17 protein-coding genes are annotated in these 20,745 nt (G+C 65.2%); 1 reads left to right on the top strand and 16 read right to left on the bottom strand.

Features of this window, described 5'->3' with window-relative positions; all coding sequences use genetic code 11:
- From BRAGE_RS0103210 to BRAGE_RS0103140, 14 genes are all read right to left on the bottom strand, one after another.
- Positions 1-1,476: a DUF1800 domain-containing protein gene (locus BRAGE_RS0103210; RefSeq protein ID WP_027560478.1), complete on the bottom strand. Its 1,476-nt coding sequence runs from the start codon at positions 1,474-1,476 to the stop codon at positions 1-3.
- Positions 1,477-1,633: 157 nt separating this feature from the next.
- The gene (locus BRAGE_RS0103205) at positions 1,634-4,153 is read right to left on the bottom strand and encodes a M56 family metallopeptidase (protein ID WP_027560479.1); all 2,520 of its coding nucleotides are present in this window, start codon (positions 4,151-4,153) and stop codon (positions 1,634-1,636) included.
- Positions 4,150-4,542 (bottom strand): BlaI/MecI/CopY family transcriptional regulator, encoded by a 393-nt coding sequence (locus tag BRAGE_RS0103200; protein WP_027560480.1) that lies wholly within the window; start codon positions 4,540-4,542, stop codon positions 4,150-4,152. The genes BRAGE_RS0103205 and BRAGE_RS0103200 overlap by 4 nt, the downstream gene beginning before the upstream one ends.
- A 368-nt stretch (positions 4,543-4,910) precedes the next feature.
- The gene (locus BRAGE_RS0103195; protein ID WP_084334495.1) at positions 4,911-6,563 is read right to left on the bottom strand and encodes an NAD-dependent malic enzyme; all 1,653 of its coding nucleotides are present in this window, start codon (positions 6,561-6,563) and stop codon (positions 4,911-4,913) included.
- Positions 6,564-6,931: 368 nt separating this feature from the next.
- A complete protein-coding gene (locus BRAGE_RS0103185) occupies positions 6,932-7,930 on the bottom strand; it encodes a tripartite tricarboxylate transporter substrate-binding protein (protein ID WP_027560482.1) in 999 nt (332 codons plus the stop codon).
- 91 nt (positions 7,931-8,021) lie between these two features.
- Entirely contained in the window at positions 8,022-10,352 is a 2,331-nt protein-coding gene (locus tag BRAGE_RS0103180; RefSeq protein WP_027560483.1) for a mechanosensitive ion channel domain-containing protein, read from the bottom strand.
- Positions 10,353-11,337: 985 nt separating this feature from the next.
- Positions 11,338-12,258 (bottom strand): polyphosphate kinase 2 family protein, encoded by a 921-nt coding sequence (locus tag BRAGE_RS0103175; protein ID WP_027560484.1) that lies wholly within the window; start codon positions 12,256-12,258, stop codon positions 11,338-11,340.
- Positions 12,218-13,237 (bottom strand): branched-chain amino acid ABC transporter permease, encoded by a 1,020-nt coding sequence (locus BRAGE_RS0103170; RefSeq protein ID WP_027560485.1) that lies wholly within the window; start codon positions 13,235-13,237, stop codon positions 12,218-12,220. Before BRAGE_RS0103170 ends, BRAGE_RS0103175 begins: the two co-directional genes overlap by 41 nt.
- Positions 13,234-14,115: a branched-chain amino acid ABC transporter permease gene (locus BRAGE_RS0103165; RefSeq protein WP_027560486.1), complete on the bottom strand. Its 882-nt coding sequence runs from the start codon at positions 14,113-14,115 to the stop codon at positions 13,234-13,236. Before BRAGE_RS0103165 ends, BRAGE_RS0103170 begins: the two co-directional genes overlap by 4 nt.
- A 5-nt stretch (positions 14,116-14,120) precedes the next feature.
- On the bottom strand, positions 14,121-14,825 hold the full coding sequence (locus BRAGE_RS0103160; protein WP_027560487.1) for an ABC transporter ATP-binding protein: 705 nt from the start codon (positions 14,823-14,825) through the stop codon (positions 14,121-14,123).
- Positions 14,825-15,595, bottom strand: a complete 771-nt coding sequence (locus BRAGE_RS0103155; protein WP_027560488.1) for an ABC transporter ATP-binding protein — start codon at positions 15,593-15,595, stop codon at positions 14,825-14,827. The genes BRAGE_RS0103160 and BRAGE_RS0103155 overlap by 1 nt, the downstream gene beginning before the upstream one ends.
- Before the next feature lie 30 nt (positions 15,596-15,625).
- On the bottom strand, positions 15,626-16,936 hold the full coding sequence (locus tag BRAGE_RS0103150) for an ABC transporter substrate-binding protein (RefSeq protein ID WP_027560489.1): 1,311 nt from the start codon (positions 16,934-16,936) through the stop codon (positions 15,626-15,628).
- Positions 16,937-17,031: 95 nt separating this feature from the next.
- The gene (locus BRAGE_RS0103145; protein WP_027560490.1) at positions 17,032-17,736 is read right to left on the bottom strand and encodes an NUDIX hydrolase; all 705 of its coding nucleotides are present in this window, start codon (positions 17,734-17,736) and stop codon (positions 17,032-17,034) included.
- A 29-nt stretch (positions 17,737-17,765) separates the two neighbouring features.
- Positions 17,766-18,791, bottom strand: a complete 1,026-nt coding sequence (locus BRAGE_RS0103140) for an ABC transporter substrate-binding protein (protein WP_027560491.1) — start codon at positions 18,789-18,791, stop codon at positions 17,766-17,768.
- 137 nt (positions 18,792-18,928) lie between these two features.
- Between BRAGE_RS0103140 and BRAGE_RS0103135 the strand changes: the two genes are divergently transcribed.
- Positions 18,929-19,378: a cupin domain-containing protein gene (locus BRAGE_RS0103135; protein WP_027560492.1), complete on the top strand. Its 450-nt coding sequence runs from the start codon at positions 18,929-18,931 to the stop codon at positions 19,376-19,378.
- A gap of 73 nt (positions 19,379-19,451) precedes the next feature.
- Here BRAGE_RS0103135 and BRAGE_RS0103130 read toward each other — a convergent pair whose 3' ends face one another.
- Both BRAGE_RS0103130 and BRAGE_RS0103125 read right to left on the bottom strand, forming a co-directional pair.
- The gene (locus BRAGE_RS0103130; protein ID WP_027560493.1) at positions 19,452-20,225 is read right to left on the bottom strand and encodes an anti-sigma factor family protein; all 774 of its coding nucleotides are present in this window, start codon (positions 20,223-20,225) and stop codon (positions 19,452-19,454) included.
- Complete coding sequence (locus tag BRAGE_RS0103125; RefSeq protein ID WP_027560494.1) at positions 20,222-20,740, bottom strand: sigma-70 family RNA polymerase sigma factor; 519 nt, start codon at positions 20,738-20,740, stop codon at positions 20,222-20,224. Before BRAGE_RS0103125 ends, BRAGE_RS0103130 begins: the two co-directional genes overlap by 4 nt.
- Positions 20,741-20,745: the final 5 nt, after the last annotated feature.

Here is a 20,745-nt window from a genome sequence, read left to right as displayed (position 1 = left end):
TCACCTCCTCTGAAAATCCGCCGACATGAACAGCAGCGCGAGCGCCTGCTGCCGGCTCTCGGCGCGGCCGACCGCCTGCTTCACCTCGCTCGCGATCTCTGATGCGAACACGTCCTCGATGATCACTTGCGGATCGGCCATGCCGGTGATGCGCTCGGCGAAATTGTTGGCGACGTCGAGCCGCCGGCCGACGCCGTCGATCCAGCTCGCCTCGTCGTCCGGATAGCCCTTGGGCATCGACGGACGCCACAGCGGTTCGCCGAGCAGTTGCTGGCCGCCGGTGTAGCGGACGGGATCGACGAGCGTGATGCCGGTCGCACGCACCATGCCGACGACCCATTCGCCGGGACGCTTGAGCTTCGACGGCGGCCCGCGCCAGGCGTCATCCGACGACACCATCGCGATCGCGACCTGCTTGAGATCGCCTTCGGTGTCGCGAAAGGTCTTCGCCAGCTGCTCGATCAGCGCCGGCGGCGGCTCGTCCGCAACGAAGTGCCGCGCGAGCTTGGTTGCGACATGGGTTGCGGTCGCCGGATGCGCGGCGAGGTCGCGCAGCACGGCGCGGCCCTGCTCGGCGTCTTCCTGCTCGTAGCGCTTGCCGAGCACGGTCTGCCCGCCGGGCTCATGGAGCCGCGGATTGAAGGTGAACTCGCCGCCGTGAGTGGGATCGGCGCCCGGCGGCACCAGGGTCCAACCCGTCAGCACATTGGCGAAACTGATGACGTCGTCCTGGGTGTAGCCGGTGCGCACGCCGAGCGTATGCAGCTCCATGATCTCGCGCGCGAAGTTCTCGTTGAGGCCGCGGCTGCGGTTGATGCCGGCGGTCGAGTTCGCGCCCATCGATTCCAGATTGTCGAGATAGAACAGCATCGCCGGATGGCCCTCGGTGGCCAGCAGCAGATCGACGAAGTGGCCGAGCGCATTGGCACGCACCGCTTCGCGCTCGTAGGCGCCGGACATGCTCTGAATCCGGTTGGCCGAGATGCAGAAATGATTTGACCAGAACCACACCAGCCGCTCGGCGAAGCCGATCTCGGCAGACAGCGCGGCCTCCGTGCGCAGCTTGGCTTCCTGCAAATAGATCGGGCGGCCGGGATCGGGAATGGCGTCGGCAGCCTGCTTCGCCGCCATCTCGGCAGCGTCCTTCTCCTGGCCTTGCGCCGGCGCCTGCCCTTCGCTCTGCGCCTGGCTTTGCTCGCCCGCAGCCACTTGCGTCGCAGCCATCTGCTGCTTCTTGGCCTGCTGCTGCGCCTGCTTGGCGCGCGCCGTCCGCCGCGCATTGGCATCGGCCACGGTGCGATAGGCCTTCGCACTCGTCGGAAGACTGGCTGCGGCGGTCAGCGTGAGCGGCCGGTCGAGCTCTGCGATCAGCGCGCCGCGCGGGTCGGTCCCGATGGCGGCGATCGATCCCGGCCGTGGTCCCATCCCGAAGCGATGGAGCGCCAGCACGACCTCGGCCTTTGCAGCATTGCTCATGACGAATGCCCAATCTTTCGAGACTGCCCGACGGCAGCGCCATCGGCAGCTACGATTTGTAGTGCTACAAATCGTAGCATTCAACCAATGGACGGGCAAGCGGAGATTGGGACACCGCCGTCAAGAAATCGCGAGCCGCCGGCCGGCAGCAGCCGTCCTAGAAATTCGGCCCGAGCGCGATCTTGGTGATCGTGCCGTTCCTGACGCCGATACGCCATTCCGCCGAGCCGTTGGCGAACTGGGCGACATAGATGTCGCTGTCGAGCGCGGTGACGCCGCGGAAGGAGACCGCGCGCAGCGCACCTAACCGCGCCAGGATCGCCTGGTCGAACGGCAGCTGCTGACGCGTGATGTCGGCGACCTCCGGCGTCATGTGCTCGTAGTCAGGCTGGCCCTTGCCGACGCTCTCGATGTAACGGCGCAGCATCTCCTCGCCATTGGCGATCGGAACGGCGCGGCGTGCCGCGCGGCCCGGACGCGCGCCGAGGTTCGACGCCTCGACATTGTGGAAGCGGGTCTGTCGGCCCGGCACCAGGATCTCCATGCACCGCCCCGCCTTGTCGGCGATCACCCAGGGATTGTTCACGGTGGTGGTCGCGGCCCAGGTCGCGTTGGGCCTGACGAGGCTCTGCATCCTGCGATTGCCGCTCGCATCGAGATTGAAGACCTGGATGTCGTCGCCCATCTCGTTATAGAGCATGATCCTGATCGGCGAGGTGCCGGCGCGGCCGCGCACGCTCGCGTCCTCCGCGCAAGGCACGATGCCGCCGAGCTCGTCATTGCCGTCGGCCCGGAACAGCACGTCGCCGACCTTGCCATCGGGCTCGAGCAGCAGGCGGAATTCCGCCGTGCCGTTCTCGAACTTCGCACCATAGATGTCGTAGCCGCCGGGGCCGACGCCTCGGAAGAAGAGCGACTCGACTGCACCGAGGGCTGCGAACGTCGCCTGCGTTTCATTGAGCTGACGATGGATCTTGGCAGCCAGCGGCGCGCTCATGCGATCGTAGTTCGGCGTGCCGCGCCGCAAGTCCTCGATCCCGCGCAAGATCAAGTCCTTGCCGCCGGCGACCGGGACCTGCTCACGGAAGCGATCCGGAACTTCCGCGACACGGCGCGCGAAATCGGCCTCGATCGCCTGCGCCACCGACGCGTCGATCCGCGGCGCAAGTCGCGCGCCGAAGACCGCGTTCTGGACCAGAACCCGCGAGACCTTGGCTTGCTCGTCGCGCAGGAAGATCAGGAGATTATCGCCATGGATCGAGAAGACGTCGGCACCCTCGGCGAGGAGCGCCGCCCGGCCCTGCACGGTTTCCTGTACCTGCAGACGATCGCCGTCGCGGCGCACGGTGAGCACGCGGTTCGGCGCGACCCTGTACCAGCCGACATATTGATCGAGCGCTGCGGAATCGGCCGCCGCCGTCGGCATTTCGGCGACGCGAACCGCGCGGATGTCGCGGCCGTTCATGCGCAGCATCAGCTCGGACGAGCGGCGCTCCGCCTCGAGCTGGAACGTGATCTCGCCGGACGAAGCCGCGTAGGACGCGGTGCCGTCGCTGCCAACCGTCAGGCGCAGCCTGCGCTGCCCGGTAAGCTGACCGTAAACCTCGTCGCCCTCGCGGAAGATCGCGAACACGGAAGACGGCCCCATGGCGTAGAAATTGACGAAGGGACGGTAATGCTGGGCCGGCACCTCGCCGGTGTCCGCGGCGACGGGCGCAGGGTCGGGGCTGCGATAGGCGATCATGCCCGCGGAGACGATCACGGCCGGTACGATCGCCGCCGCGATCCACAGCCGCTTGCGCCAGCCGACGGCGACGGGCATCGCGGCTGCCGCGATGATGCGCTCGACACGGGCGCGCACGGTCGAGGCGCGCGCCATCGCGAGCTCCACCGGCCGCGGCTTCACGGTGCTGGCGAAATCCAGCAGGATTTCGGCATAGGACAGGCGGTCGTCGATCACCTCGATCGCTTCGGCGTCGCTGATGATCTCGGCGAGCTCGGCGAGGCGCGCGAGCTGCCACCACGAGAACGGGCTGAACCAGAACACTGCGCGGTTGAGCGAAGCCAGCAGCAGGATGTAGAAATCGCAATTGGCAACATGCGCGCCTTCATGCGCGAGCACCGCGAGACGCTTCTTCGCATCCCAGGCTGCAAATTGCGGCGGCACCAGGATGGTCGAGCCGAAGGTGACAGGACCGCCGACGTCGCGGCTGACGCGCACGTCGGCTCCGATCATGGCCGCGCCGCTCACGGGCTGCGCCGCCCGCGCCAGGCGCCAGGTCAGGCAAAGGCCGATGGCGAGCCGCAACAGCAACAGGCCGGCGACGCCGGCATAGACGATGGTGGCGACCAGCCACCAATTGATCGAGAACCCGCTTCTAGGCGGCGCCACGACGGCGGCGCCCGCTGGCATTGCCAGGGCTGGCTGCGGCGTCTCCAGCATCGAGATGTCAACTGGGGCGACATCGTCCGGCATGGGCATCGGCAGAGGCAGCCGCGTGATGGTCAGCGTCGGCCAATGCATCACGAAAGGCATCGCCAGCGATGCCAGCAGCACGACGATCCACGCCGTCATGTGGACGTGTGGATTGCGCACGCGAAAAAGATAGAGACCGAACCAGACGACGCCTCCCAGCACAAGGGAGCGCAGCGCCGCCTCCGCCAGAGTTGCGATCATTCTTTCTTCACTCCCCTCGCCTTCTTCGCCTTGGCCACCTGGTCGGCCAGCGTGCGCAGCTGCTGCTGGTCGAGCATCGCATTGTCCACCATGCCGACGAGGACCTCCTCGATCGAGCCGTTGCAGAACCAGTCGACGATGCGCTGCACGGCCTTGGCCGCGACCTTCGCGCGTGGTTCGGCGGCGGTGTAGACATAGGTCCGTCCGTCCACGGTGTGGTTAGCATAGCCTTTTTCCTCGAGCCGGCGCAGCACGGTGCGCACGGTCGACTCCTTCAGGCGCCGCGACAGCCGCTCACGCACGATTTCGGCCGTGACAGGACCATGGGCCCAAACCAATTGCATGACCTCGCGCTCGAGGTCTCCCAGTTCGGGCAAACGATCGTCCATGGCGGCTTACCTTGCGGCTTGAGTTTCTTGTAACGCTACAGATTGTCGCATATAGCGCCGCGCGGCACAACGGCGATTCCACCTGGAATGGTGGTGGCGGGCTGGCCTGACGCCGAACTGAAAACGACTGAGGCGTCGGGTGGGCTTTCAATCTGGCCTGCAGGCGTGCCTTGCCCCTCACCCGGATTGCTACGCAATCCGACCTCTCCCCGCAAAGAGCGGGGAGAGGTTAAGAGGCGGCACGGCAAACGATCTGGCTGGTCATCCCACGTCAGGGACGCACCGCTCTCGCCCTCCCTCGCCCCGTTCTTACGGGGAGAGGGTGGGGTGAGGGGCCGCCTCCACAAGTTCGGCTTGAATTGTGAGCCTCAGTACGCCGGCTCGTACATCTGCGACTGCACCAGCGCCTTGACGTCGTTCGGCGCCGGTCCCTCCGCGAGCCCGCGCTGATAGGCAACGTCGGCCACAGCCGCCGCAATCCGCGCCGAGACCTCGCGGATGCGGGGCAGCGCCGGGTAGAGGCTGCCTTGCGCGAGGTCCTCCTTGCCGACGCAGTCGGCGAGCGTATGGGCGGCCGCCATGAACATCTCGTCCGTCACCAGGCGCGAACGGCTGGCGATGACGCCGAGACCGACGCCCGGGAAGATGTAGGAGTTGTTGCCCTGGCGCGGCACGAAGGTGCGGCCGCTCAGCTTCACCGGATCATACGGGCTGCCGCAGGCGAACAGCGCGCGGCCCTCGGTGTAGCGGTAGGCATCCTCCGCCGAGCATTCGGCCTTCGAGGTCGGGTTGGAGAGCGCGAACACGATCGGCTGCTCGTTGAGCTCGGCCATCGCCTTGAGCACGTCGGGCGTGAAGGCGCCGCCGACCGCGGCAACGCCGATGATCGCCGTCGGCTTCAGCGTCTTGATGGCGGTGAGGAAGTCGGCGATCGGCGCCTGGCCCGCATGGGCATAGCGCAGCTTGTGGCCGTGAAGGCCGTCACGGCCGCCAACGACCAGGCCGCGGGAATCCACCAGCCAGTTGCGGCGGAGCGCGTCGGCTTCCGTTGCGCCCTCCGCCACCATGGCGGAGACCACGAGATCGGCGATGCCGGTCGCCGCTTCGCCCGCGCCGAGGAACAGGATGCGCTGATCCCTGAGCTTGCCGCCGGAGACACGCAGCGCCGAGAACAGGCCCGCGAGCGCCACCGCCGCGGTGCCCTGGATGTCGTCGTTGAAGACGCAGGCCTCATCCCGGTATTTGTGCAGCAGCTTGAACGCGGAGTGATTGGCGAAATCCTCGAACTGGATCAGCACGCCCGGGAACGTCTTCCGCGCAGCCTGCATGAACTCGTCGACGAAGCTGTCATAGGCCTCGCCCGTGAGCCGCCGCTCGCGCAGACCGAGATAATAGGGATCGTTCAAGAGCTCTTCATTGTTGGTGCCGACGTCGAGCACGATCGGCAGGCATTGCTCGGGGTGCACGCCGGCGCAGGCGGAATAGAGCGAGAGTTTTCCGACCGGAATGCCCATGCCGTTGGCGCCGAGATCGCCGAGGCCAAGGATGCGCTCGCCGTCGGTGACGACGATCAGCTGGGCCGGATAGGGCCAGTTCTTCAGGATCTCCGCGATCTGGCCGCGATCGCGCGAGGAGATGAACATGCCGCGCGGCCGCTGGAAGATCAGGCCGTATTTCTGGCAGGCGAGCCCGACCGTCGGCGTGTAGATGATCGGCTGGATCTCGTCGATGTTGTCGACGACGACGCGGAAGAACAGCGCCTCGTTGCGGTCATGCAGCGCGTTCAGCGCGACGTATTTTTCGAGGTCCGTCGGCAGGGTGCGGAGGTTGGTGAGCACGCGCTCGGCTTGCGTCTCCATCGTCAGCACGCAGGGCGGCAACAAGCCGCGCAGGCCGAGCGCCGCGCGCTCCGCTTCGGTGAAGGCGGTGCCCTTGTTGAGCAGGGGATCGCGCAGCAGCGTCATGCCGTGCGCGGCGTCGGATGATGTCGAATGGGCGCTGACCCGAGCAGGTCTATTCACGAATTCCCCCAGGGAGTTTCTTATTGAAGGGCGGCCATTGTCGGCCAGTGCTCACCCGAGATCAAGGACGCAGGCATCCCGGCATCGATTGTGATCTCGCACCGCAGCGAGGTTTTCGAGAACGATCCGCAGTTGCGCGCGCAAGTTAACACGGCGACGTTTTTGCTCCTGATGATGAGGGATTGAGGGGCGGCCTGCCCTCTCCCCCCGTCATTCCCCGGGGCGCGACGAAGTCGCGAACCCGGAATCCATCGATCCGCAGATACCGCCGCCGCAATGGATTCCGGGCTCGCGCTGACGCGCGCCCCGGAATGACGAGAAAAACCTCACAAACCATCAGGAAGACGAAGGACTATACGGCGACAACGCTATTCCGGCTTGATATCCGCGGCCTTGACGATCGGCCACCATTTCTCGATCTCGGCCTTCTGGAACGCCGCGAGTGCCGCGGGCGTCTGCTGATCGGACGGCGGAATCTCCTGCCCGAGCTCAGTGAAGCGCTGCTTGACGGCGGGATCCGCAAGAACCGTGACGATCGCCGCGTTGAGCTTTGTGACAATATCTTTCGGCGTGTTCTTCGGTGCCCAGATGCCATGCCAGTAGGAGATGTAGAGACCGGGCAGCCCCGCCTCGTCGACGGTCGGGATGTCAGGCGCGGAGACAAGCCGTGTCGGCGAGGTCACCGCAAAGGCCTTGATCGCGCCGTTCTTGTATTGCGGCAGCGAGTTCGAGGCCTGGTCGAACATGATGTCGATCTGGCCGGCGACGAGATCGATCATGGCGGGCCCTGCGCCGCGATAGGGCACGAACTGGAAATCGGTGCCGGTCTTCTCCTTGAAGAACACGCCGGCGACATGCGCGCCGGTGCCCGCACCGGCCGTGCCGGCGGTGGCCTTGCCGGAATTGGCCTTCAGCCAGGCGATCATCTCTTTCAGATTGTTGGCCTCGAGCGACTTGCGGCCAACGATGAGCTGCGTGCCCATCGCGATGGTCGCCACCGGCTCGAAATCGGCGAGCAGATCATAGGGCAGCTTGAAGATCGCGCCGTTGAGCACATGCGTGCCCCAATGGCCGATCGTAATGGTCGTACCATCAGGCGTCGCGCGCGCGACGCGGGCACCGGCGATGCTGCCGGAGGCGCCGGCGACGTTCTCGACCACGACCGTGGCGTGCAGTTCGGCGGCGATCCGCTCCGACAGGATCCGCGCCAGCGTATCGGTCGGGCCGCCAGCCGCGAACGGCACGACGAGGGTGATGGGACGCGACGGGAATGGCTGCGCACTCGCTGGCGCGGTCCACGACGCGCATCCAATCAGCGCGCAGATGACGATCACATGACCGCGTAATCCGGCCCACAGCCCCCGCATCGTTCTCTCCCACCCTTTTTGCCGCCCGCATGTTGTCAGCGGGTTGGAGCCGGAGTGAACGCTGCCGCGCTGGCCGAGGCAAGCCCAGAAATTATCCAGCCGCCCGCCGCGGCGTCAGATTGGCGGCACTATCCGCAGGTGGCGCGATCTGCATCAAGATGGTCTGGACTGGGGACGCGATCTCGATGCCGTGCTCCTGGAAGCGCAGCTTCATGCGGCGGTTGAACTCGCGCTGGACCGGCCAGCGGCCGGCCTCGGTGCAGCGGATCTGGCCGACAATCGACACCATGGCGCCGTCGACCTTGTCGATGCCCCACAGATCGAGATCGCCGCGGATCGCCGCGCGAAACTCCGGCTCGCGCCGCATCTCGTCGACGATGTCCTTGAGGATCTGGCCGGCGCGGTCGGTGTCCTCCTTGTAGGCGACATTGACGCTGACCGAGGCGTTGCCGGCGCCGCGGCTGGCATTGGTGATGGTGGTGACCGCGCTGAACGGCACGATGTGCACGGCGCCGTCGCCGGCGCGCAGGCGGATGGTGCGGATCGAGACGTTCTCGACGACGCCAGAGAGCCCCGAGACGCTGACGGTGTCGCCGACCTGGACCGTGTTCTCCAGCAGCAGGAACAGGCCGGTGATGAGATCCTGCACCAGCTTCTGCGAGCCGAAGCCGATCGCGATGCCGACGATGCCGGCGCCGGCCAGCAGCGGGGCGACATTGACGCCGATCTCGCTCAGCGCGGTGAGGCCGACGACGGTGGCGATCAGGCAGAGCAAGGCAGTTCGCAGCATCGGCTGGAAGGTGCGCAGGCGCGCGGCACGGGCATAGTGCCCGTCGCGCGACAGCGAGTTGATCTGGCGGTCCAGCAGTGCGTTGCTGGCTTCCCAGATGGCTGCCGCGATGAACACGGCCAGGCCGATCGTCACCACGGCCGAGATCAGCCGGCTGCCGATCTGACCGCCATAGAACCAGACGATGGCATCGACGCCCCAGACTTCGAGCACGGCGACGAAGCCGATGAAGGCGATCACGCCGGAGACGATCCTGCGCAGCAGCGGCAGATAGCGGTTGGCGCGGACCTCGAGGCCCGGAAAACGCTGGAGGATCTCCGGCCTGATGCGGAAGCCGCGGTCGATCAGGCTCAAGGTCACCATGATGGCGACGCGGGTGATCAGCGCCACCACGATGGTGCCGACGAAATATTGCAGCAGCAGCGAATAGCCGTTGCGGATGTTGAGCGCCCACACCGCCCACAATGCGAGATCGAGCGCGATGGCGAGGTAGTGCCAGCCGGCAGCGATGCGGTTGCGCAGGCGCGCAGCGATGCCCTGCCGGTCGGCCGGCGCACGGATGGAATCGGCGACCTGGCGGCGGCATTGCAGGATGATGACGACGACGAAGAGATGCACGACCAGCATCACCATGCGCAGCAGCGCGGCGTAGCCGGCGCGGTGCAGCCCGAGCAGCAGCGCCACATTGGCAAAGGCGATGCCAGAGACGCCGACGCCGACGATGCGGCGTGCCCAGATCTCGATATAGGCCGCGGTCTCGGCGCGCACCGGAAACAGGCCGAATGGCCCGGCCAGCGCGCGGACCACGCAGATGAGCCCGCGCGAGAATGCATAGGCGTTGACGACCGCAAGGATCACGAAGCGGACCGTGACGGGATCGCCGATCTCGGTGCCGAGCAAGGCGGTCGCGACGCCGATGAAGACGAACACCGGAAGCAGCTCGAGCAGGAGGCGGCCGAGCACGAAGGGCAGCCGCAGCAGCAATTGCCAGACCCGCGCCAGGCTATGGCGTCGCTTCTGCAATTCAGGCGCCGGCGTCACGTCGGCCACCGACGATGGCGGATCGGCGATCGGCAGCGCCTGCACCGGCAGGCGCGCGGTATGCGGCACGCGCCCCTCGAGGAATGCCACCGGACGCCGGATCAGGCGGAAGATCACCCATTCCGCCGCAAGCGCGCAGCCGAGCACCAATGCAAGCTTCCAGGCGATCTCGATCAGGAGATTGTAGGCGGCGGGATCGTTGGCGGTGCGCACGATCCAGTAATAGAACGCGGGGAAATGCGTCAGCGTCCGCGCCACGCTGGCGATCTCGCGCGAGATGTCGCCGATCTGCTCCGACACCGTGAGCAGGAGTTGCGCGCCGAGACCGTCCGCCGAGAGCGGTATCGGCGACTTCTGCTCGGGCGCGGGCTGCTGTGGGCCGGATGCGTTCGCGATCGCGCGCAACGTGTCGATCATCTGCGCGCGCTTCTTGTCGTCCTGGAGCGTCTCCAGCGCGCGCTTCGCCTCGTCAGGCGACAGCGCGGCCGCCTGGTTGGCGGCCGGAGCAGCCGGCTCGGCGTGGGCGCCACAGAAAGACGAGATCGCGAGGAAGAGAGCGGCGAGGACCGCCGGGGCAAGCTTATGCGACACGATGATTCCCTGGAAAAAATGAATGCGCCGGCGGAGTCGGCATCGTCACCGCCGAAGCACTGCGTCATGTCGGACCGCTGTCATTCGCCCCGGCGCTGTGTCGGAAGTTGGCCAATGTGGCGACATTCTCTTGGCATTTGCCGCAGTGCAGGAATGGGAACTGCGAGCTTCCGTGCGGCCGCGGGCCGTCTTCGCCGTGAGACACGCGCCAAAACTCTCCCGTCATTCCGGGAGTCGGCCCGGAATGACGGCGAGGAGGAGGAGAGAGAAAACAGGATGTCAAACACGCCGGTCGGCCTCGTCGGCCATCCGCTGCGCTCAGCGCACTATCAAGGCGCTATCGAATACAGCGCCGGGACGGTAGGGGCCTTGCCTCACTGATGCAGCCCGCTAAACCTTGTCCCGGCGTGCCGTTCGCGGTTTTCGCCGCTATGCGATAGTCCGAACGAGCTCCATCGCAATTAACGCGGCTGGATTTGCGGAGGTGGAGTCATAGACCTCCCCTTGCTCTGATGTGGACGTTGGGCGTCGCTTGTTTGCGACCGTAAGGATGCTCCTCCCGTGCCACAAAACTGTCAAGCAGGATCAATGGCGCAGGGATCACATTTAACGCGAGTTCCTTAGGCCGCAACGGTAGCAACGATCTCGCGTCGAGCGCTCCTGATCGAACGAGGCTACGAACGATCGACTCACACCGCAATCGTAGGGTGGGCAGAGGCGCACTTGCGCCGTGCCCACCAACTCTCTCAGGTCGCAAAAATGCGTGGGCACGCTTGCGCTTTGCCCACCCTACGAGATCCGAACGCGACCTGCTGCGATGATGACACCATACCCCTGTTTTGCCCGACGCGTCAATTTAATTTCGAAAAATCCGCAATGACCTTCACCTACATCGCCAAACCGTTGACCCAGCTATCGCCGGCTACTGTGCATGGGGTTGTTTTCGATTTTTTGTTCTGACATGTGCTGGCGCCGCCGCTCACCGTCACTTCTTGCCGCCCTTGCCCTCCTTCTCCAGCGCCTTGCGTACGGCCTTGAATTCCTCGAGCGAAGCCTTGTCGGCGCGCGGGAAGCGCAGGTCGAGCTTTTCGAGCGCAGCATTGATCACCGAGCCGATCACGACGCGCGCGAACCATTTGTGGTCGGCCGGCACGACGTACCAGGGCGCGTGCGGCGTCGACGTGTGGCGGACGATGTCCTGATACACCGCCTGGTAGCGCGGCCACAGAGCGCGCTCCTTGATGTCGTCCATGGAGAACTTCCACTGCTTGGACGGAATCTCCAGCCGGTCGAGAAAACGGTCGCGCTGTTCGTCCTTGGAGAGGTTGAGGAAGAACTTCAGCACCACGGTGCCGTTGCGCGCCAGGTAACGCTCGAAGGCGGAGATGTCCTCGAACCGCTCCTTCCAGATGTTCTTGGTCACGAGCTTTTCCGGCAGCTTCTCCTTGGCGAGGATCTCCGGGTGCACGCGCGTCACCAGGCATTCCTCGTAATGCGAGCGATTGAAGATGCCGATATGGCCGCGCTCGGGCAGCGCGACGACATGACGCCAGAGGAAGTCGTGGTCGAGCTCCTTGCTGCTCGGCGCCTTGAAGGCGGTGACCTCGCAGCCCTGCGGATTGATGCCCTCGAAGATCGCCTTGATGGCGCTGTCCTTGCCGGCCGCGTCCATGGCCTGGAACACGATCAGCAGCGACCAGCGGTCCTGGGCGTAGAGCTTCTCCTGGAATTCGACCAGCCGCTTCTTGTTGGCGTCGAGGATCTCCTGCGCCTTCTCCTTGTCGAGATCGCCCTTCTCGTTGGTCTTGTAGTCCTTGAGGTGAAACTTGCCCGATCCGTCGTAACGGAAGGGCGTGATGTAGCGGTCAAGTTCCTGGGCGAGCGATTTGGACGGCTTCTTGCTCATGAGCGCGGGGCACCTTGCGTTGGGGCTTCAATCGGTCGAGCAAGCTACCAAGGATACCCTTGGGAAGGAATATGATGAAGAGCACGAGCAGCACGCCATAGACGAGGTTGTCCCAGCCAACCGCCTTGGTGCCGAAGCCGATGCGCAGGGTCTCGGCCAGCAGGATCGTGATGATGGCGCCGAAGGTCGGACCGAGCGAGACGAACAGGCCGCCGACGATGGCGGCGAACACCATCTGGAGCGACACCGCGATGCCGCTGACCGTGTCGGGCGTGATGAACATCTGGTACTGGCAGTAGATCGCGCCGGCGAGCGCCGTCATCAGCGCGCTGAGCAGCGTGATCTTGAGCTTCTCCGCGGTGACGTTGACACCGGCGGCGGCGGCGGCGTCCTCGTCCTCCGAAATCGCCTCCAGCGCATAGCGCGCCATGCTGCGGTCGACCCAGTGCCAGGCCACGATGCCGAACAGCCAGACCGCGAGCGCGATCAGGTACCAGGTGGTCTTGTCGTCGAATTGCAGCGCCAAGAGCTTGTTGCCGGAGGCCCGGTTCGGCGTGTAGCCGAGCGAGCCGCCGGTATAGTCGCGCGTCGCGGTGATGACCTGGAGCACGATGCCCGACAGCGCCAGCGTCACCAGCACGAAATAGTGCCCGGTGATGCGGAAGCGGAAACAGGGATAGCCGACGATCAGCGCCAGCGCGCCGGCCGCGACCATGCTGATGGGAATGCCGATCCAGGGCGACAGTCCCAGATGATTCCACAACAGCGCGGTGACATAGGCGCCGATCCCCATGAAGCCGCCATGGCCGAGCGAGACCAGGCCGAACCGTCCCATCATCGACCAGGAGGTGTAGGCGAACGACCAGATCAGGATCAGCACCAGGATGTGCAGATGATAGGGATCGCGATAGACGAACGGCAGCGCGACCAGCGCCGCCAGTCCGATCCCCCACGCGGCGAGACGCCCCTGCCCCGTCATCGGCGCCTCGCCAGCAGGCCCGCGGGCCGGATGAACATCATGACGATGAAGAAGGCGAAGGCGAGCACATAGCCCCATTCGAGATCGGAGAACAGGCCGCCGAGCGAGATGATCTCCGCGAACACGAAGGCGGCGATGAAGCCGCCGATGAAATTGCCGAGGCCCCCGAGCACGCAGATCAGGAAGGTGATCGGTCCGAACGAGAGGCCGACGAAGGGATGCACGTCATATTGCAGCACCAGGAGGCAGGCGGCGAGCCCGGCCAGCCCGCCGCCGATCGCGGAGGTGATGAGATAGATGCGCCTGGTGTCGACGCCCATCAGCGCCATGATCTGCCGGTCCTGCGAGATGGCGCGGATCGCGGTGCCGGTGAAGGTCCGCGTCATGAACAGATAGACCGCGACCATGCCGACCAGCGCCGCGAGAAACGAGAGCAGTCGTGCGTAGCTGAAATTCATGTCGCCGAAGGCGAGCACCGGCAGGCGGATGCCGAGATTGCGGAAGTCGATGCCGAAGGCGACGGTGGCAAAGCTCTGGAGCACGAACAGCACGCCGCCGGTCGCGAGCAGCTGGTTGATCGGCGGCGCCGTGAGCAGCGGCGCGATCACGAGGTAATGCAGCGCGGCACCGAGCAGCGCGACCAGCAGGATCGTCAGCGGTGCCGCGACGAAATAGCTGACGCCATAGTACTGCACCATGAAGTACATGGCGTACATGCCGATCATCACCAGCTCGGCATAGCAGATCCAGGTCACATCGATGACGCCGAAGATCAAATTGAGCCCGAGTGCGAGCAGCGCCAGCACGCCGCCGAGCAGGATGCCGTTGATCACGGCCTCCAACAGGTAGATGTCGAAAATATCGAGGAACGCCTGCATGCCCATCACACCCCGAGATACGCTTCCTTGACCGTGTCGCTCGCCAGCATCTCGGCCGAGGTGCCGGAGGCCCGGATCGTGCCCGCCTCGATCAGATAGGCGCGATCGACCACCTTCAGCACCTGCTGCACGTTCTGCTCCACGATCAGCACCGTCAGCCCGCTGGCGCGGATCCGCTTCACCAGCTCGAACACCTGCTGCACCACGACTGGCGCAAGGCCCGCCGACGGCTCGTCGAGCAGCAGCAGCTTCGGATTGGACATCATCGCGCGGCCGATCGCGCACATCTGCTGCTCGCCGCCGGACATGGTGCCGGCCATCTGGTGGCGGCGCTCCTTGAGGCGCGGAAACAGATCGAACACGACCTCAAGCCGCTCGGCATAATGGCCGCGCGCCTCCTTCATGAAGGCGCCCATCTTGAGATTGTCGTCAACCGTGAGCTGCGGAAACAGCCGCCGGTTCTCGGGCACATGCGCAATCCCGAGGCTGACGATCTTGTGCGGCGGCGTTGCCACGACATCGACGCCCTCCATCCTGATCGATCCGCGCGTGGGTCGGATCAGGCCGGAGATGACGCGCATCAGGGTGGTCTTGCCGGCGCCGTTGGGACCGATGACGCCGACCGCCTCGCCGGCCTTCACGTCGAGATTGACGTCGAACAGCGCCTGGAACGTACCATAGCCGGCATTGACGCCGCGGAGCTCCAGCATCACTGGCCTCCCGCGCGGCGGCGCGCTTCGGCGGCCGCGGCCTGCGTGGTCTCGGCATCGGTGCCGAGATAGACCTCGATGACGCGCGGATCGCCGGCGACCGCGCTCGGCAACCCTTCCGAGATCTTCTCGCCGTGGTCGAGCACCATGACGCGGTCGACGACGCGCATCAGGACGCCCATGATGTGCTCGACCCAGATGATGGTGATGCCGAGCTCGTCGCGGATGTTGCGCAGCATGTCGGCAGCCTGATCCATCTCGGCCTCGTCGAGGCCGCCGAGGCTTTCGTCGGCGAGCAGAAGCTTTGGCGCGGTGGCGAGCGCCTTTGCGAGTTCGAGCTTCTTCAGGCCGGCGGCGCCGAGGCCATCGACGCTGGCGTGTCGATCGGTCGGCAGGCCGACCATGGCGAGCGATCGCTCGGCCGCCTCCTCCGCCGTGGCGCGGCTGTGGCGGCCCTGGCCGTAAAAGCCGGCGAGCGCGACATTCTCGAAAATGGTCAGGCGGCGGAACGGGCGCGGAATCTGGAAGGTGCGGCCGATGCCGCTGTTGATGATCCGGTGCGGCGCGAGGCCCGCGATCTCGGCGCCGCCGAACAGGATCGAGCCTGAGGTCGGCGCCAGCGTGCCGGAGAGCATGTTGAAGATCGTGCTCTTGCCCGAGCCGTTGGGGCCGATCAGGCCGAGGATCTCGCCCTGCTCGACCTTGAACGACACGTTGTTGACGGCAGTGAAGCCGCCGAACCGTTTCACCAGCCCGCTGACCTCGAGCACCGCCCCGCTCTCCTTGTCAAAAGTATTGCGCTACTGGTTGCTGTAGGTGGTGCCCTTCGGCAGCGGCAGCACGGCGTCGCGCTGCGCTTGGCTCTTGGGCCACACCACGGAGGATTTGTCGTCGATGTACTGGATCACCACCGGGAAAGAACGCTCGTTCTGGCCGGCCATCGGCGTGCCCTCGCCGTAGAACTTGACGCCGAAACCGAGCATGGTGCCGCCTTCGGGAATGTCGGTGTCGAGCGCGGCCTTGCGCAGCGCGTCCGGATCGACCCCGCCATACTTCTTGATCGCGCGCGGCAGCACGTCGTTCATGAACACGTAGGTGTTGGACGCGCCGATGCCGACATGGGCGGAGCGGATGGCAACGCCAGGCTTGATCTTGTCGAACTCCTCACCAACCATCTTGATGACGGGCGCGAGTTTCGGGTCCATCGTCTTCTGGTTGGCGAGCCAGATCGAGATCGGGTCGGTGTTGAAGATGTAGTTGGCGTCCGCGCCCATGCCCTCCTTGAGCTTCTCATAGACGCCGTAGCCGGCGCCATGCCCGACCAGGGCGCCGAATTTCAGGCCCTGCTCGCGGGCCTGGCGCAGCAGCAGCGTGATGTCGGGGTTGTAGCCGGTGTGGAAGATCACGTCCGGCTTGGCGCGCTTGAGCTTGGTCACCAGCGCGGAGAGATCGGGTGCGGTCGCCGAATAGCCTTCCTTCAGCACGACGTTGAAACCGGCTTTCTTCGCACCGGCCTCGTTGCCTTTGGAGACATCGACGCCATAGGAGCCGTCCTCGTGGATGATGGCGACGCGCAGATCCTTCGGCTCCTTGCCGAACTTCTCCTTGGCGTTCTGCGCGATGAAGTCCATCGTCATCATGCCGAACTGATCGCCGCTCGCCTGCGGACGGAACACGTATTTGTAGTTCTTCTCGTTGAACACGGCGGACGAGATGCAGGTCGTCATCCACATGAACTTCTTGAGCTGCTCGACGCGGGCGGCCACCGGCACGCATTGCGCCGAGGAGAAGAAGCCGAGCACCAGGTCGACCTTCTCTTGCTCGAGCAGGCGGACGGATTCATTGATGGCGATGTCGGGCTTGCTCTGCGCATCGGCATAGACCGCCTCGATCTTGTAGCCCTCGACGCCGGTCTTGCCGAACTGGTCGAGGATGATCTTGGTGCCGATATATTCGAGCTCGGACCCGCCGCCCGCGAGCGGCCCGGTCAGGTCGAAAATCACGCCGATCTTGATCTTCTTCTCTTGAGCGTCAGCGGACGCCGCCAAGCCCGTCGCTGCTATCGCGACCAACAGCCCACGTACCAAGCGGGCAGCCATGCGCAGGCGCATCTAAACCTCCCTGGACGATTGTGCATTGCATTCTTGTTGCTTTTGCTTTTTGGCCCATCACATGGGCTGCGCGCAGCGATGTCAAGCCTCGCGCATCAACGCGATGCGAACTGCTGCGCGATAAAGGCCGTGACAAATCGCGGCATGGTCGGCGTGAGATCATCCATCCCGCGCACGAGATGAATGGCCGACAGCTCCGGCTCGGCCTCGCGCGCGAGATTGGCTTCGATCCGGGCACGGGCGACGTCGCCCGGCATATCCAGGTTGAGCACCTTGATCATTGCAATCGCGCGGTGGGAGACGACACAGTGCCAATCCGCTTCGGCCCGATAGTCGTCGGCCGTGAGCCCGGTCTCCTCCTCGAGCTCGCGGACGACGCTGCCGGGAATATCGAGCCTGCCGTCCCTGACGTCGCCCGGATCGGGTGTGCCCGAGGGGAAATAGATCCGCCCTGCATTGGCGGTGTGGGGCGCCATTTCGCCCATGATGAAAGCACCGTCGGAGGCGCGCAGCGCCCCCATGCCGAAACCGTTGAACACGGTAGGATCGGGAAATCCCCAGTCGCGCCAGGCGAGGAAGCTTGCGAAATCCACTTCGGAATAGGTCGCGGCGAAACCGCCATCCGAGAACACGGGATCGCGGCCGAGCAGGATGCGGCCGTTCCAGATCTTCGGCCGCTCGCGCTGCTTTTCGGCGAAATGCGCCGCGATCTCGGCGCGGCGCTCCTCTGCGAACGGCCAGGAGATCGGCCGCACGGCAAGATCAAGCGTCGTGACGCGATGAATGGCTGGTGACGTCATGACGCCTGATTACAACGCGTTCGCGTCAGTTATTTGGCGCTCCCCGTGGTCTTCTTGGCCTGGTCGACGAACTTGTTGGTGAAGGTCTTGCTGACGTCGATCTTGGCATTGGCGACGTCCGGCGAGCCGACGCTGAACACCGCGAGCACGGCGTCGGCGCCCTTCGGGTCCATCTTGCCGGTTTCGGAGAACATCGGGATCGTGTTCTTCAGCGCGGCGAGATAGAGATCCTTGTTCTTGCCGACCATCTCGTCCGGCATCTTCGCCATGATCTCCTCGGGCGAATGCGAATGGATCCAGGCGAGCGTCGCCAGCATCGCATTGGTGAGCGCCTGCGTCTCCTTCTCGTGGCCGTTGACCCAGGCCGCGGTCGAGTACAGCGCGCCGCCGGGATATTCGCCGCCGAACGTCTCGAGCGTGTCCTTCTGGGTGCGGGTGTCGGAGAGGATGCGCAGATCCTTGTGGCTGCCCTGGAGCACGGTCACGGAGGGATCGAGCATCACGGCCGCGTCGATCTGGCCCTGCTCCATCGCGGCGACCGCGGTGGCGCCGAGGCCGACGCCGATCACGGCGGCGCTGGTGGGATCAAGCCCGTTCTTCTTGAGCATGTATTTCAGGAAGAAGTCCGTAGACGAGCCGGGCGCGCTGACGCCGACCTTCTTGCCGGCGAGGTCCTTGACCGACTTGATGTCATTGGTGCGCGACGGCGCGACCACCAGCACGAGGCCAGGATAGCGGTCATAGACCACGAAAGACTGAAGCTCCTGCTTCTTGGCGGCGAGGTTGACGCAATGGTCGAAATAGCCGGAGACGACGTCGGCGCTGCCGCCGAGCACGGCCTTGAGCGCGTCCGAGCCGCCCTTGAGGTCGACCAGCTCGACATTGAGGCCGGCCTTCTCGTATTCGCCGAGCTGCTTGGCCAGCACCGTCGGCAGATAGCACAGGCAGGCGCCGCCGCCGACCGCGATGGTGACCTTGCTTTGCGCCGCGGCAAATCCGGTGGTGAGCGTCAGCGCGAGCAGCGCGCCGGCGAGCCTGGCAATCGTGTTCTTCATTGGTTTCCTCCGTTCGGCTGGCGGCACCATAATGCAGCGCACCCGGCTTGAGAAGCGCAACTCAGGGCTCTAGCCATCGGCCTTTCGGCGCAATAGCATGGGCCCACAACAACAAGTCTTGATGGGGAGGATCATCCATGAATCGCCTTGCTGCCGGGCTCGCGCTCGCCGCCGCCTTTGCCGCAGGATGCGGCGCCAACCAGCTGCTCCGGCCGGCGCTGGCCGCCGAGAACATCACCGCACAGATCATCCATACCGGCGAGATGGATGGCGATGCGCTCGGGTCCGCCAACAATGTCGGCTTCCGCTCAAAGATGTTCGCGAGCGCCGACGGCGCCACGATCTCGATCCAGGTCGGCAACGTGCCCAAGCACATGCATCCCAACACCAACGAGATCCAATACATCCTGGACGGGACCGGGACGATCTGGCTCGGCGACAAGGAGGTCACGGTGAAGCCCGGCGACCTCGTCATCATCCCGAAGGGCACCGCGCATGGCGGCACCAAGCCGATCAGCGGCCAGGTCAAGGCAATCGCGATCAAGACGCCGCCGCAGGCGCCTGATGATACCAAGCTGCTGGATTGAAGCCGCGAAAACGGAGCGTGGCTGAGTGCCCGGGCTCGCACGGCCGTGCGGGCCCGTTTCGTCAATTCCGGTGCTAGATCGGGCGCGTCTGCTTGCGGATCTCGTTTGCGATTGGCTTGAGGGTGTCCCCCGGAAGCTGGCCGACGAGCGTGTAACCCATGCCGCCCTCCGCCCACACGAAGCCCGCAACATCGCCGGTCGATTGCGGCATCATCGGCGTATCCAGATTGCGGTTGCTCATCGGGCGCGTCAGCACCACGAGGCGGTCGCCGCGATCGTCGTCGTACATGAACATCGCGGCCGGACCATGCGACGTCGGAACCAGGCGGCCACCCATCAGCCTATAGCCCGACACGGAGAGGTCCGGCACCTTGACCGCCTGCTTCAGCCGGTTGGAGACCCACTGTGTGAGCTCGGCGCTGTTGGACGCCCTTATCTCGACCGGCCGCACGCGATCGGGTGCAAAGACGTTATAGGAGTAGGCCGCCTCCTGCGCCAATGCGGACAGCCCGTTCGAGCCATCCTGCAACACGCTGCGCATGGTCCATCCGCCGAGGCCGCCAATGCCGAGAAGCAGCATCGCAGCGATCGCACCCCATAGCCGGAGCGGACGCCGCTTCCGGCCCTCGATGATGTGCGACAGGTTCAGCTCCGCCGGCAGTGGCTCGTCGGCAATCGAGGCCAGCGCGCCACGCAGCTGCTCGCGCTGGGTGGCGAAGGCGGCAACGCGGCTGGCGACATTCGGATGATCATCCAGATAGGACACGACCTCCGCGCGACGCTCGGGCTCGAGCACCTGGTCCACATAGGCGTGCAGATCGTCTTCCGTGATCGGCCGCTGGTTCATTTCAAGCTCCGCAATGCCACGACATTCCCCGGTGCAACGCCATCCATCTCCTGTTGCAGCCTCTCCCGCGCGCGCGAGAGGCGTGACATTACCGTACCGACCGGGACGTTGAGAACTGCCGCAGCGTCCGCATAGGAAAGATCCTCGACCCCAACGAGCAACAGCACGGCCCGCTGCTCCTCCGGGAGCTTTGCAAGTTTGCTCAGGACATCCTGATAGATCAGCCTCTGCTCCTGTGCTGCCGCACTGACGAGTTCCTGCTCGCCTGCATCGTCGATCGGCATGTGCCTGCCTCGCGCTCTGGCCTGGCGGAATTGGCTGACCGCCAGATTGTGGAGGATGGTGAACAGCCAGGCACGCACGCTTCCGTCGCGTCGTTGATGCCAGCGGCTGACGGCGCGCTCCAGGCAATCCTGGACCAGGTCGTCAGCCGCCGAGCGGTCGCGCACGAGGGCGCGCGCATAGCGACGGAGCGCAGGGATCAGCGGTTCGACCTGAACCAGCATGTCCTTCATGACGC

The organism is Bradyrhizobium genosp. SA-4 str. CB756, assembly GCF_000473125.1.
GTDB lineage: Bacteria > Pseudomonadota > Alphaproteobacteria > Rhizobiales > Xanthobacteraceae > Bradyrhizobium > Bradyrhizobium arachidis.
Note: the sequence above shows the minus strand (reverse complement) of the source record. Positions and strands in the feature narration are given on the sequence as shown.

Bases quoted from the DNA above. Each gene is read 5' to 3' on its own strand.
- BRAGE_RS0103175 (WP_027560484.1), bottom strand. From the start codon at position 12,258: ATGAGCAAGAAGCCGTCCAAATCGCTCGCCCAGGAACTTGACCGCTAC.
- BRAGE_RS0103130 (WP_027560493.1), bottom strand. From the start codon at position 20,225: ATGAACCAGCGGCCGATCACGGAAGACGATCTGCACGCCTATGTGGAC.
- BRAGE_RS0103200 (WP_027560480.1), bottom strand. From the start codon at position 4,542: ATGGACGATCGTTTGCCCGAACTGGGAGACCTCGAGCGCGAGGTCATG.
- BRAGE_RS0103165 (WP_027560486.1), bottom strand. From the start codon at position 14,115: ATGCAGGCGTTCCTCGATATTTTCGACATCTACCTGTTGGAGGCCGTG.
- BRAGE_RS0103140 (WP_027560491.1), bottom strand. From the start codon at position 18,791: ATGAAGAACACGATTGCCAGGCTCGCCGGCGCGCTGCTCGCGCTGACG.
- BRAGE_RS0103145 (WP_027560490.1), bottom strand. From the start codon at position 17,736: ATGACGTCACCAGCCATTCATCGCGTCACGACGCTTGATCTTGCCGTG.
- BRAGE_RS0103125 (WP_027560494.1), bottom strand. From the start codon at position 20,740: ATGAAGGACATGCTGGTTCAGGTCGAACCGCTGATCCCTGCGCTCCGT.
- BRAGE_RS0103205 (WP_027560479.1), bottom strand. From the start codon at position 4,153: ATGATCGCAACTCTGGCGGAGGCGGCGCTGCGCTCCCTTGTGCTGGGA.
- BRAGE_RS0103210 (WP_027560478.1), bottom strand. From the start codon at position 1,476: ATGAGCAATGCTGCAAAGGCCGAGGTCGTGCTGGCGCTCCATCGCTTC.
- BRAGE_RS0103160 (WP_027560487.1), bottom strand. From the start codon at position 14,825: ATGCTGGAGCTCCGCGGCGTCAATGCCGGCTATGGTACGTTCCAGGCG.
- BRAGE_RS0103135 (WP_027560492.1), top strand. From the start codon at position 18,929: ATGAATCGCCTTGCTGCCGGGCTCGCGCTCGCCGCCGCCTTTGCCGCA.
- BRAGE_RS0103170 (WP_027560485.1), bottom strand. From the start codon at position 13,237: ATGACGGGGCAGGGGCGTCTCGCCGCGTGGGGGATCGGACTGGCGGCG.
- BRAGE_RS0103150 (WP_027560489.1), bottom strand. From the start codon at position 16,936: ATGCGCCTGCGCATGGCTGCCCGCTTGGTACGTGGGCTGTTGGTCGCG.
- BRAGE_RS0103185 (WP_027560482.1), bottom strand. From the start codon at position 7,930: ATGCGGGGGCTGTGGGCCGGATTACGCGGTCATGTGATCGTCATCTGC.